The following is a 12,571-nucleotide window of genomic DNA, read 5'->3' on the forward strand; positions in this document are numbered from 1 at the left end:
CATTGTCTTGTTAATGATGATCTGTTTCTTTTTTGGTTGATCCGGCAAACCATTCACTGCCTTTCAGCATCAGGTTCCAGTAAACCCAGGGCAAAATATTTGCCTTTAGTATCCAGCCGAAGATCGTTGCCTTTAGACTGTTGTTGACCCATTTGGGGAAGGTCGGCATCAGTTTTCCGCCATAGCCGAATTCAGCCAAGATCACCCGCCCCCGCGAAACCGTCAGTGGGCATGAGCCATAGCCCATATAAAGCGAGGTAAGCTCTTTGCCATCAACCTGCGCCAACAAATTCTCTGCCACGACAACGGTCTGTTTGCGGGCAGCAGCAGCCGTTTTGGCATTTGTCGTTGCAATCGCATCACCAACCCCGAAAACATTGGCAAATTTCGGATGCTGCAAAGTATGGTCATCCACGGCCATAAAGCCACTTTCATTTGCCAGCGGGCTTTTTGCCAGAAAATCAAGGGCGCATTGCGGCGGGCTTACATGCAGCATATCAAATTTCTCATCAACCTGACTGACTTTTCCGTCCGCGCCGGTCACATTGAATGTGGCAATTTTTTTATCGCCATCAACGGCAACAAGATTTTTGGAAAAACTTAAATTCGCGCCATATTTCTGAACCCATTCCATAAGGGGCGGAACATAGTCAGCCACCCCGAAAAGCGATGGTGCCGCCGTGCAGAATTCAACATCAATTTTATCAAGCAATCCTTTCTTCTGCCATTCATCACAGGAAAGATACATGGCTTTCTGCGGTGCACCGGCACATTTAAAGGGGGGTGGCGGCTGCGTAAAAATTGCCTTACCCGAATGAAGATGTTCAACCAGATGCCAGGTATATGGCGCAGTTTCGCGCAGGTAATTGGTGGTTACGCCATTTTTTCCCAGCGTTTCCTTTAATCCCTTAACCGCATCAAGATTAATTTTAATGCCCGGTGCCACCACAAGCGATTTATAGCTAACACTTGCGCCAGAAGCCAGTCCGACACTGTTCTTTTCAGGGTCAAATGTTGCCGCCTCTTCCTTAATCCAGGTCACGCCTTCCGGCATTACACTCTGTTCCGGACGAATTGTTTCATCCATAACAAAAATGCCGCCGCCAACCAGTGTCCAGCCCGGCTGGTAATAATGTTCCTCTTTCGGTTCGATAACGGCAATTTTCAGCCAGTGACGTCGTTTCAGAAGACTTGAAACTGTTGATATACCTGCTGATCCGCCCCCGACAACAACAACATCATAGGAATTATTCTGATCACTCATAATAGGCCCCTTTAGAATTTGAATAATATAGTTTTTTAATTTGATTTATTAATAATTTTATTTGAAAAATAGATTTTATAGGAAAGATTAGAAACATAAAAGCTAAAAAATATTACGGCTATATCTATAGTTACAAATATTCAATTGTCGTAATCCGTAAATTCCATCAACCAAATTACAAAGGAAATGTAACAATGTTCCGTCAGTTTATCATTTATTTTGGTATATATTTAAGCTGTCTATCAATGACCAACGGACAGCCAGTTTCATATGATAATAAAAAAGACATTGAAACAGCTTCGCGCGCTTTTGATGATGCCCAGTTTTATAAAGACAAAGCTTTACTGGATGTGTTTCTTGCCAAGGATTTCAAATTTGTGAAAAGTACCGGTGAATTTACTGACCGAAACGGTTTTATTTCAATTTTCATTGACCCCGAGGTTACATTTGAAAAATTCATAATTACAAACCGTGAAATTTTAGAATTTGGACCTGATGTTGCAACAGTCATAGCGGATGGCATTATTCTGGGTAAAACAAATAACGATCCGTTCAAGCAACATTTTCGGTATGCTGATACCTTCGAAAAACGAAACGGTGAATGGAAAGTTGTTTATGTGCAGGTGACACCAATTTTGGAAGACAACTGATTTCATTGTTTGTGCATAAAAAAATGCATTATTTACTAGGCAGAGACTTCTATGCCCGCTATATTTTCACCTAATCTGGAATAAAACAAAAGGGAGCATTATTTCCATGTTTCGCACAGTCATCCTATTCGTTTCATTAAGCCTTTCAATGTCAGCATTTACCAGTGCGCAGGTACAGCAGACCAAAGGGGATTTTGTTGATAAATTCAGACAACTGGATGAAATTCTGCCGACGGCCAATACATACAGAACCGCAGGTGGTGAGCCCGGCCATGAATATTGGCAGCAGCGTGCCGATTATGTAATAAAAGCAACGTTGGACGAAAAAAAACACCGCATTGATGGCAATGTTGAAATTACCTATCATAATAACTCTCCTGACACGATGCGCTTTTTATGGGTTCAGCTTGACCAGAACCGTTTTAAAAAAGACAGCATGGAAAATAGCACGGCGACCTTTGCCTCTCCTGCCAGTTTAAAAGGCTTTGATGCAGACCCGGCCCGTTTAAGCCTTGGTCAGCTTCGTAAACAACAGCAAAGTGAAGACCAGACGTTCGGCTTTGAAATTAAAGAGGTCAAATCGTCAGGTCGTGATCTGAAATTTACCATAGTCGGCACCAAAATGCGGGTTGATCTGCCCTCGCCTCTTGCCTCCGGTTCAAGTTACACATTTTCTGTCGGTTACGGCTTTAATATTATTGAAAGCGATGTTATGGGCGGCCGGGGCGGCTATGAACATTTCCCGGATGATGAAATTGAAGGTGGCGGCTATATATATGAAGTATCCCAGTGGTATCCACGGATGGGCGCCTATACCGACTATGAAGCCTGGACCGCCAAGGAATTTCTGGGCAGCGGCGAATTCACGCAGGAGTTTGGAAATTTTGATGTTTCCCTCACCATTCCGGATGACCATGTGGTTTCGGCAACCGGTGTGCTGCAAAACCCCAATGCTGTATTAACACAGGAACAACGCGATCGGCTTGAGCGGGCGAAAACGGCCGACAGACCGGTTTATGTTGTGACCCCTCAGGAAGCCCTTGAAAATGAAAAAGAAGGCACCAACGGCACCAAGACATGGCATTTCAAAGCGGATAATGTCCGCGATTTTGCCTGGGCATCCTCCCGCAAATTTGCCTGGGATGCCAAAGGATATAATCAGGGCGGTGCCGCTAATCCATTCGTAATGGCCATGTCTTTCTTCCCGAAAGAAGGTGGCGAGCTTTGGGAAAAATATTCAACGGAACTCGTTATCCATACTTTAAAAGTCTATTCCCGCTTTACATTTGATTATCCCTACCCTGTTGCCCAGTCCGTCAACGGACCGGTCGGCGGCATGGAATATCCGATGATCACCTTTAACGGCCCCAGAACCATTCTGCATGATGATGGCAGCCGCACATATACAGCCGCGGAAAAAGAATTTCTGATCGGCGTGGTGATCCATGAAATCGGCCATCAGTATTTCCCGATGACCGTCAATTCCGACGAACGGCAATGGACCTGGATGGATGAAGGACTGAACAGTTATCTTGATAGCGTCGGTGGCCGTGAATGGGATTATAATATGGGCTCAACCGAACCGATGGATGTCATTGACTATATGAAATCCCAGGATCAGGTTCCGGTCATGACCCAGTCGGACAGCGTCCTTCATCTTGGACCAAATGCCTATACTAAGCCGGCCGTGTCCTTAAATATCCTACGCGAAACCATTTTGGGCCGGGAATTATTCGACTTCGCGTTTAAAGAATATGCCCGCCGCTGGATGTTCAAGCGCCCGACCCCGTCCGATTTCTTCCGCACGATGGAGGAAGCCTCCGGTGTTGATCTCGACTGGTTCTTCCGAGGCTGGTACTATACAACGGATCATGTTGATATTTCGCTTGATCATATTTACCAGATGCGTCTGGACACCAAAGATCCGGATATTGATTTTTCCCGTCGGCGTAATGAATTTAATCAGAAACCGGCTTCCCTTTACATCACCCGCAATCAGGAAGCGGGAATGAAGTCCTGGGTTGAAAGCAACCCGGATGTCCGTGACTTCCATGATGAAAATGATCAGTTCACCGTCACCAATAAGGAACGTAATGAATATAATGACTTCCTGAAGGGACTGGATGATCGGGACCGTGCCGTTTTTGAACGTGCGGTCAAGGAGGACAAAAAATATTATGTGCTTGAATTTTCCAACAAGGGCGGTCTTGTTATGCCGATCCTGCTTGAATTTACCTATGCGGACGGCAGCACAGAATTTATGAATATTCCGGCCGAAATCTGGCGGCGAAATGCACATTCAGTCAAAAAACTGTTTGTTTTGGATAAGGAAATTGAGCAGGTCGTTATTGACCCACGCTGGGAAACAGCTGATGTTGATATTGAAAACAATTATTATCCGCGCCGCATCATTCCAAGCCGTATTGAAGCCTACAAAGCCAAGCCGAGAACAGGTCTTAAGCGTCGTGATATCATGCATGATATTAAAACCGAACTTAAAAAGCCAGATCAGGATTAAGACTTTATGAAATGAAAAGGCTCTTCCTTCTTATTCTGATGGTTGCGGGTGTGCTGGTCACACCCGTATCCGCCCACAGGCAACGGGCGGCCCTCACCAAAGTCCTCTTTAATGAACGCACCGGCAATATTGAAGTCATGCACCGTTTCTATCTTCATGATACTGAGCATGCTGTAAAAATACTTTTTGATAAAAATGCTGACATCAGAAATTCGGCAGAGACCCAGGAACTGTTTGCCAATTATGTCGACTGGCGTTTTGCTCTTAAACCACTGGACGGACCGGAACTGAAATTAAATTCTGTCGGTTTTGAAATTGAGAGGATTTATTTCTGGGTCTATCAGGAAGTGAAGGCACCAGAAAATATTAAAGGCTTGACGATCATCGACAATGCCCTTAGAGACATCTGGACAGACCAGATCAATACAGTCAATGTCGAAGGGCGCGGTGACTTAAAAACGGCCACATTCAGTGGCGATGTGGAAGCGTTATCAGTCGTTTTCGATGACGGGAAATAAAATATGACAATAAAAGATCAGTTGCTTGAACGAAGCAACCATAAATGCGAACTTTGTGGTTCCATAGATGAGCTGGATATATTTGAAGTCGGTCCTGACAGCGATGCTACCATTGATCAGACTGTTCTGCTTTGTGACGTATGCAGACATCCGGAAAAAGCCGATGTCCATCATTGGCGCGCACTTGCTGACAGTATGTGGACCCCAGTTCCGGCTGTACAGGTTCTTGCCTGGCGCAAGTTAAAAGACCTGAGTGACGAAGCCTGGGCCCGGGATCTGCTGGATATGCTCTATCTTGACGAGGAAACAGCCGCCTGGGCTGCTGCCGGACCGGAAACGAACGCCGCAGATGATGGCCTTCGTCATATTGACAGTAACGGCGCCCAGCTCAGTGCCGGTGACACTGTTATCCTGATAAAAGACCTCAATGTAAAAGGCGCAAATTTTACGGCCAAACGCGGCACCGCCGTCCGCAATATTTCGCTTGATCCAAATAATGAAAAACACATAGAAGGCCGGGTTGAAGGTCAGCAGATTGTTATTTTAACCGAATTTGTGAAAAAGAAATAAACACTTACAAATTCAGTCAGATTAATATTTTCCGTGTTTTGGGAGCTCAATGACCACTTTCTTGCGTGACTCACTGAGTGGGTCTCCCCCCATCAGCACCTGTCCATCATCGGTATAACGGATTACACCTGCTGCAGGTTTTTTATGAACTTTCTGTTTCTTTTGGTGGGGGTCCACAAAACTGTCATGATCATGGGCTTTTCTTATTTCATGATTTCTGACAATTTTCTGGCATTTACCGACAACGCTCTGCACTTTTTCATGCATGCGTTCAAATTCTTCCACTTTCTTTTTATAATCACTTAAGATATCCGGTGCTTTCGCAAGAACGACCTTATTGGCCGCGAAATCCATTATTTCCCGTTCTGAAAATAACTCAGGCTGTTCACGCATTGCTTTCTCTGCCTCAGCAATACCGCTCTGCGCATAATGGAGCAGTAAATCCATTGTCTGCTCCCCTTCAACAAAATTTTTGCTTTGATTGTTGTCAAAAGTAATTGGCTGTTTTTTTGTCATTATTATCCCTGCCTGAACTGATCAGGATACCCCTCTTTTAAGCACCAGGTCTCCATCTTCGTTGTAACTGAAGACCTTTGCTTCTTTCAGAACCTTGTTGATTTCCTGCTTTGCCTGTTCATCGCCAGCGGCAACGATCTCCTCACATTTCCTTAAGATACCGATCATTTTTTTATGAAGGGCATCATATTCAGCCATTTTAGATTTATAGCTGTTAATAAGATATGGTGCCTGCTCAAGCATATTTTTATTCTGATCAAAGGCAGCAATTTCGGCAGGACTGAACAGCTCCGGAGAGTCTTTTAAAGACTGTTCTGCATATTCCATCCCCGCCTTGGCATAATGAAGCAGCATATCAAGAGTATCATCATCCTGACTGTCCCCGACAACCTGCTTTTTGCGACCAAAAATGACCGGTTTTTTTGCTCTAAAATTATTCAGTGCCACGTTACATTTATCCTTAAACTGATCTATAAAATCAGCTTAAGACTAAATTCTTAGAAAAGTGTAAACAAATGAAGAATTTAATATGCTATTTTAAGATCGGATGTTTATCCTGAAATTTCTTGATTTCATCACTTGACGCTTCCCTGTATAAATTCCTGCCAACAGCCAGAAACAGCAGCGCCTCTTTCGACTTGCTCACCAATCCCCCATATTCAGAATATCCACTAGTGACAATGAAATAGTCCCCCAATTTAACCGACATATTCATACTAACTCCCATACCAACTTTGATAATATTGTTCACCGGTTGATTATGCAGAATAATTTGTCATCAGTATGTCAAAAATATGTTTATTTAATTGCCTACCCCTGACAGCATAATGCAAACCCCCTTAACCCTTTGTATTTTGATCATGAATATAATACAAAAAGTTGTACTCTTGGAAATATAACTCTATCTATAATATTATACATCGTCAACACATAAAAAATAAATTTTTTAATATATTCTACTATTAGTTTTGATATATTTTTAAAACATTTATTTTTTTATTTATTATTTCAATATATTATGGTATATTTATAGAAATTATTCTACGGATATATTATAATGAAATTTATAAACATACTACTTTTTAGTGTATTTTTATTTGTCGCAATTATAACAATGAACAGCTATAGTTTTGGCAGTCATTCCGATCCACTTTATGGTATAAAAATCCGCGCCATAAATTTGTCTGTTCCCTATGAAAGACGCCTTTATGCCTATGGTGAGGACAGTGACCATGATGGCCAGAATACGAGAGCAGAAATCCTGATCAGGAAATCACTCTCTCCTGTCACTTTCACCAATGACAAAAAAAGAACGGTAAAGTCCGGACGATGGTTTGACAGTTATACCGGTGTTACCTTTAAATCGGCAAAGGATGTCGATATTGATCATCTGGTCCCTCTTTATGAAGTTCACATCAGCGGCGGCTATGCCTGGAGTGCTGAGAAAAAGCAATCCTATGCCAATGATCTTGGGCCGCAAAGCCCACTTAGGATCACACATCGCTGGACCAACCGCATCCCAAAAAATACCGATGATCCAAGCCGATATTCACCGTCTTATGTTCCTGGCCGCTGTGCCTACTTACAGGACTGGATAGATATAAAAAGAAAATGGAATTTAAGCATGGATGCAGCAGAAGCCGATGCCATCAGAAAACAATTTAGTGCCTGTCATTGAATTCCAGAGTAATTTCTTTTTCCTGCCCGTCTTTTAGCATCGACAACACGACTTTTGTACCGTTGACATCAAGAGCCTGAATTTTTGAGACGGCATCGTCACCATTTATTATTTTACTTCCGTTAATTGCCAGAAGAACATCCCCACGGACGATATCCGCCAGAAAAGCGGGTGAATTGCTCAGCACGACGTCAATGACAGCGCCGGTATTTCGCTTATAAGTCATCCGGTCTCCAGGATTTAAATCACGCATAAGTATACCGAGCTTATGTCGCTGCAAAGATTTAACCATGTAAACCGCCCACTGATCAAACTTATCATACTGACGCATATAAGGTACCGTTACCGTGTCCCGAACGGTGACGGCTTCCGTAACATTGACCGTTTTGCCGTTTATAGTTCTTACATTGTTTACAAAAACCGTGTGATATACATCCTGATAATCATAATCCAGCCTGCTTTCCGTTCCGGTATAGGCGGAAGAGACAATAACATGGGTAGCCCTGACCTCCTTCGCCTGCTTTACCGCATTTTGCGGACTTTCCTGAAGACCATTAAAAGCACTTTCGCCAATGACGATATAATTATGTTCACGGTAGCTTTGCACATCCCGGTCCAGATTATTCGAAAGGATCAGATTAGGGTCTTGATCATCCCCCAGCATAACGACATCAGCCGCCATGTCCGGCGTCAGATAACCCTGGTAAGATGATCCGTATGACCCTGCGCCACAGGCGCCAAGCAACAGTATAAGAGATAAACTGAACAATAGTCTCATGACACACCTCAATTAATATATCCTCAGCTTATCAGGGAAACCTTAATCATGGCTGAATAGCCGTCTAAAGAGCACTTAAATAGTGTTCAAGAAGTATTTTCCACTCCTTGATAAAGGCCACAAAATCTCCCTGCCCATGGTCTTCAATAAAATCTCGCCCTTTTTGCGAAAGCCCAATATATTCGTAACATACAGTCACTCTGGTGCGTTGGTTTTCCATCTGTTCACATTTAACAGAGACAATGGCAATTTTATCTTCCGGTTCAATTTTATAAAACTGCACTAAATAATTCCCGGGGTCATAGCGTTTGACCAGCCAAATGGCATTTGTGGTGGCAAAATCATGATTTGATGTCATAAAGACATAGTCTTCATGGAGCTCTGTCCCTTCCGAAACGGCAATATAATCCCAGTCCGGCACCCAGAGTTTTTCTCCTTCTGCCGAAAAAAGCGGAAATAAAATCTCTGCCTGTTCCATTATCTCAAAGTGGGACTCAAATTTTTTTCTGCTCATTTCGGGATCTCCTGCATTTTTACAGTATATGACAAAACTATTTCCTTTTCCCATCCCTTACAAGAAAAGCTTCAACAAATAAGAATTTAGCACTTGAATAAATCGGGGGAGTATGCGAAATACTCACTTCCTAATGGTGCGGTGGCGGAGAGGCTACGCAGCGGATTGCAAATCCGTGTACACCGGTTCAAATCCGGTCCGCACCTCCATTTTCCCAGAAGTCCAAAAATGCCGGATATTGATCTACGGGACCTTTTATCCCCTATGAATTAATGGGGAAGGAGAGCTTTACTGTGGTGCCCACATGCTCTTCACTCTCAATTTCCATCTGTGCATCATGTTCACTAATCAGTGATTTTACAATGGAAAGGCCAAGGCCAGTGCCGGGGGCCGTTATATCCGCTTCTGCCTGACCCCGGAAAAATGGTTTGGCGATATCTTTCATAAATTCCTTGGAAATTCCAATGCCTGTATCCTTGATATTGATTTTTAGAAATTTACCATTGTCATATATGCTTAATATGACCACTGAACCATCATGAGAAAACTTAACCGCATTGGAAAGCAGGTTAATCAAAATCTGCTTTATGGACCGCTTGTCAGCATAAATCCTGGGCAGGTTGGCTCCGATGTTGGCTGACATTATAATCTGCTTTTCCTGCGCCAGTATATTGACCGTACTCAGACATTCGAGTGCAACATCTTCGAGGTCAATTTCCTCCTTTAGAAAAATCCGCTTCTTTGCCTCAATCTCGGAAATGTCCAGAACATCATTGATAATATCAAGCAGGTGTCTGCCGCTATTATAGATATCTTCAATATATTCTTCATATTTCGGAATGCCAATTTCACCCAGGCTTTTAGATTTGATGATTTCACTGAACCCCAAAATGGCGTTAAGGGGCGTTCTGAACTCATGAGACATCGTTGCCAGAAAATTAGATTTTAGCTTGCTGGCTTCCTCAGCCATAATTTTTGCATCTTCAAGGGAAGCAAGGGTTGCATGTTTATCACTGATATCACGGGTCACAGCAACCATTTCAATGACATGGTCCGGATTATCCCGGTCAAAAATGGGCGCTGCACGCTGACTCATACGTCTTTTGCTTCCGTTTAACCCGGTGATATTAAATTCAATTTCGGATGGCTTTCCACGATACGCCAGATCAACGCTCTCTTTAAAGAGTTCATGAAACTCAGGATCAACAAGATCAAGAAGACAGGCCCCCTTCACGTCTTCCAGTGAGCCGGCATCCACCATTTCCAGACCGGCTTCATTCATATCTATGAGTTTATAATCTGAACTGACAATTTTTACGCAATCCGGCTGACTATGGACAATCGCTTCAAGACGGGCCGCTTGCTTGCGGATTCTGGTCAGTTCCTCAAGATTTTCGGAAGCCTGGTCAATATTTGCTGTTAAGCGGTGGCGCGTCATAAAACTACCTTTTTTATGCTGATAGACTAGACTAACGCCAATTCATTAAAAAAAACTTACCCCTAACGGTCAAATCACTTGTACTTGGCCATTGCCTGCCTTAAAAATAACGAAAAGCTTCGAGGTACATTATGCAAAAAGTCATCATTATCAGTTTTATTTACCTGCTCGCGATCTCAACTCTCATGGCCAAACCCAGTGATCAGGATATTGATGCTTCTGTCAAAGAATATGACCTTGCAAACATTGCCATGATGAAAGAGCAGGATCAGGACGCCTATGAGCATTTAAAATCCGCTGTCAAACTTGATCCCGGCAATTCTACCTATTTAAATGGGGCGGGCTATATGGCCATGAAACTGGGTGAGTACAACAATTCATTGGATTTTTTGCATAAAGCTCTGGAAATAGACAAAAAGGATTTTGGCGATAATCATCCCAATGTGGCCTCTATCCTCAACAATATCGGCTCAGTAAACAGTAAAATGGGAGAACACGATAAAGCTCTGGAATATTATAACAAAGCTTACACAATCATGGAAAGCAGCCTGGGAGAAAATCATCCGCAGACACAGACGGTAAAAAAAATAAGAGACGAGGAAAAAAAGAAAACCCTCTAAAAAATTTCCAGGCAATCAATTGCCAGATCATTGATTGTTATCAATGCATGGATACTGATAAACTGCTATAATTCCTTCAAAAATAAATAAAAAGGAAGCAAAATGTATAAAACAATTCTCATCCCTGTAAATGGTGTCGAAAGATCAATGCCTTTACAAAAAGCGGCAATGGAGGTCGGAAGCCTGTTTACGTCACACGTGACCGGACTTCATATTGTTCCAAGTCTACAGTCACTTCAGAGTATAGCGGATCATCAGTTTGTCTCATTTGAAATTTATCAGCAGCTTATGGAAAATGAAACCGAACTGGCTGAAAAAGACAAAGCCGCGTTTAACGCGTTTTTTGGTGGCTCAACTGTAAATTATGAATGGGTGGAAACAGAAGGTCATTTTGGGCATATTATGAAACATCATGCCAGAACATCTGATCTTGCCATCGTTCCCCAGGGAGAGGACCAGCTGGGCGATGTCATGGGCGATATTCCGGATTTTATTCTTAACAGCGGCATAGCCAGTCTAGCCGTCCCAAGAGAAAGACGGGAAAAATCTTTTGCCCAGAATATATTTATTGCCTGGAATAGCAGCAAAGAAAGTATTCAAGCCATTCATGCGGCCCTGCCGCTACTTAAACTGGCAAAAAATGTAACTGTCCTATCCGTCTGTGAAGAAAATAAGGATGAGGTCAAAACGGCTGATATCTGTAAAAACCTTGCCCGACATGATGTAAATATATCTGGCATGACCATTCCGCTTCATGTAAATCCGGGGGCAAAAATACTGGAAGTCTGTCTGGAAAAAAGAGCAGATCTTATCGTTTCAGGAGCCTGGGCACATAGCCGGCTGACCGAACTGATCTATGGCGGTGTTACGAAAACTTTGTTCAACAATCAGCAGATACCTGTACTCTTTGCCCATTAAAGGCATATTCAGGTAATGTCACTCCAGACACCAAGTTCGTTACCACTTGGTTCACGAAACTGAAACCGGCGGCCACCGGGAAAGTCAAATATTTCCCGAACAATTGTGCCGCCTGCTCTTATGATGCGTCGTTCACTCTCTTCCAGGTTTTCGCTGTAAAAAACCGGTAATGCCGCTCCATTAGAAGAGTCGGATACTTTTTCAGCCTGATAAAAACCGCAATCAATGCCACGTCCTTCATAAGCCGTATAGTCTGGTCCGTAATCTGTGAATTCCCAGCCGAATACGTCATTAAAAAATTTCTTTGTCGCTTCAAGATTGGTTGCAGCAAATTCGATATAATTAATCTTATGATGCCGCGCACGTTTATCCAGCACGTTTTCCCTCCATTTATAGACAACAGGCTCAAAACCATTTTGAGAGAATAAAATATACCGACTTTGACTTTATTTCAGTCAGCGCCCTCGCAGTAGTATTTCTTCCATTCACCCTGATTCTTTTCCGAACCATAATCAGAATAATAAAATGTTTCCGTTTTTCAAATTATTTTTACTCATAGTTGAAAGATTTTTATAAAATCAATCCATTC

Annotated in this window: 15 protein-coding genes and 1 tRNA gene; 8 read left to right on the forward strand and 8 right to left on the reverse strand. The window is 42.9% G+C overall.

All coding sequences use genetic code 11. From position 1 onward, the window contains the following. Nucleotides 1-10: 10 nt before the first annotated feature. Nucleotides 11-1,264 (reverse strand): FAD/NAD(P)-binding oxidoreductase, encoded by a 1,254-nt coding sequence (locus tag R3D86_00460; protein ID MEZ5756671.1) that lies wholly within the window; start codon nt 1,262-1,264, stop codon nt 11-13. A 194-nt stretch (nt 1,265-1,458) separates the two neighbouring features. Between R3D86_00460 and R3D86_00465 the strand changes: the two genes are divergently transcribed. The 4 genes from R3D86_00465 (at nt 1,459) to R3D86_00480 (ending at nt 5,520) form a co-directional block, all read left to right on the forward strand. After that, a complete protein-coding gene (locus tag R3D86_00465) occupies nt 1,459-1,914 on the forward strand; it encodes a nuclear transport factor 2 family protein (protein ID MEZ5756672.1) in 456 nt (151 codons plus the stop codon). Nucleotides 1,915-2,020: 106 nt separating this feature from the next. Beyond that, nucleotides 2,021-4,432: a M1 family metallopeptidase gene (locus R3D86_00470; GenBank protein ID MEZ5756673.1), complete on the forward strand. Its 2,412-nt coding sequence runs from the start codon at nt 2,021-2,023 to the stop codon at nt 4,430-4,432. An 11-nt stretch (nt 4,433-4,443) separates the two neighbouring features. After that, a complete protein-coding gene (locus R3D86_00475) occupies nt 4,444-4,950 on the forward strand; it encodes a DUF6702 family protein (protein ID MEZ5756674.1) in 507 nt (168 codons plus the stop codon). Between the two features lie 3 nt (nt 4,951-4,953). After that, nucleotides 4,954-5,520: a PhnA domain-containing protein gene (locus R3D86_00480; protein ID MEZ5756675.1), complete on the forward strand. Its 567-nt coding sequence runs from the start codon at nt 4,954-4,956 to the stop codon at nt 5,518-5,520. A 21-nt stretch (nt 5,521-5,541) separates the two neighbouring features. Here R3D86_00480 and R3D86_00485 read toward each other — a convergent pair whose 3' ends face one another. From R3D86_00485 to R3D86_00495, 3 genes are all read right to left on the reverse strand, one after another. Then, the gene (locus R3D86_00485) at nt 5,542-6,036 is read right to left on the reverse strand and encodes a hypothetical protein (GenBank protein ID MEZ5756676.1); all 495 of its coding nucleotides are present in this window, start codon (nt 6,034-6,036) and stop codon (nt 5,542-5,544) included. Nucleotides 6,037-6,057: 21 nt separating this feature from the next. Then, nucleotides 6,058-6,483 carry a hypothetical protein gene (locus R3D86_00490; GenBank protein ID MEZ5756677.1) on the reverse strand — a complete coding sequence of 142 codons (426 nt, stop codon included), beginning with the start codon at nt 6,481-6,483 and terminating at the stop codon, nt 6,058-6,060. Nucleotides 6,484-6,568: 85 nt separating this feature from the next. Continuing rightward, nucleotides 6,569-6,751, reverse strand: a complete 183-nt coding sequence (locus R3D86_00495) for a hypothetical protein (protein ID MEZ5756678.1) — start codon at nt 6,749-6,751, stop codon at nt 6,569-6,571. A 342-nt stretch (nt 6,752-7,093) separates the two neighbouring features. Here R3D86_00495 and R3D86_00500 point away from each other — a divergent pair, with 342 nt between their 5' ends. Continuing rightward, nucleotides 7,094-7,714, forward strand: a complete 621-nt coding sequence (locus R3D86_00500) for a hypothetical protein (GenBank protein MEZ5756679.1) — start codon at nt 7,094-7,096, stop codon at nt 7,712-7,714. Here R3D86_00500 and R3D86_00505 read toward each other — a convergent pair. Beyond that, nucleotides 7,698-8,492 (reverse strand): PDZ domain-containing protein, encoded by a 795-nt coding sequence (locus tag R3D86_00505; protein ID MEZ5756680.1) that lies wholly within the window; start codon nt 8,490-8,492, stop codon nt 7,698-7,700. The genes R3D86_00500 and R3D86_00505 overlap by 17 nt on opposite strands. Before the next feature lie 64 nt (nt 8,493-8,556). Further along, entirely contained in the window at nt 8,557-9,006 is a 450-nt protein-coding gene (locus tag R3D86_00510) for a hypothetical protein (protein ID MEZ5756681.1), read from the reverse strand. Nucleotides 9,007-9,141: 135 nt separating this feature from the next. Here R3D86_00510 and R3D86_00515 point away from each other — a divergent pair. Next, nucleotides 9,142-9,215: transfer RNA gene (locus R3D86_00515), tRNA-Cys, on the forward strand. Nucleotides 9,216-9,268: 53 nt separating this feature from the next. Here R3D86_00515 and R3D86_00520 read toward each other — a convergent pair. After that, nucleotides 9,269-10,444 carry an ATP-binding protein gene (locus R3D86_00520; GenBank protein ID MEZ5756682.1) on the reverse strand — a complete coding sequence of 392 codons (1,176 nt, stop codon included), beginning with the start codon at nt 10,442-10,444 and terminating at the stop codon, nt 9,269-9,271. A gap of 131 nt (nt 10,445-10,575) precedes the next feature. Between R3D86_00520 and R3D86_00525 the strand changes: the two genes are divergently transcribed. Further along, the gene (locus R3D86_00525) at nt 10,576-11,064 is read left to right on the forward strand and encodes a tetratricopeptide repeat protein (GenBank protein ID MEZ5756683.1); all 489 of its coding nucleotides are present in this window, start codon (nt 10,576-10,578) and stop codon (nt 11,062-11,064) included. A gap of 102 nt (nt 11,065-11,166) precedes the next feature. Beyond that, nucleotides 11,167-11,982, forward strand: coding sequence for a universal stress protein (locus tag R3D86_00530; protein ID MEZ5756684.1), 816 nt, complete (start codon nt 11,167-11,169; stop codon nt 11,980-11,982). 8 nt (nt 11,983-11,990) lie between these two features. Here the strand turns inward: R3D86_00530 and R3D86_00535 are convergent, their stop codons facing one another. Continuing rightward, the gene (locus tag R3D86_00535; GenBank protein MEZ5756685.1) at nt 11,991-12,359 is read right to left on the reverse strand and encodes a VOC family protein; all 369 of its coding nucleotides are present in this window, start codon (nt 12,357-12,359) and stop codon (nt 11,991-11,993) included. Nucleotides 12,360-12,571 lie beyond the last annotated feature (212 nt).

This window comes from Emcibacteraceae bacterium (assembly GCA_041396985.1).
In the GTDB taxonomy this organism is placed as follows: Bacteria; Pseudomonadota; Alphaproteobacteria; order Sphingomonadales; family Emcibacteraceae; genus Pseudemcibacter.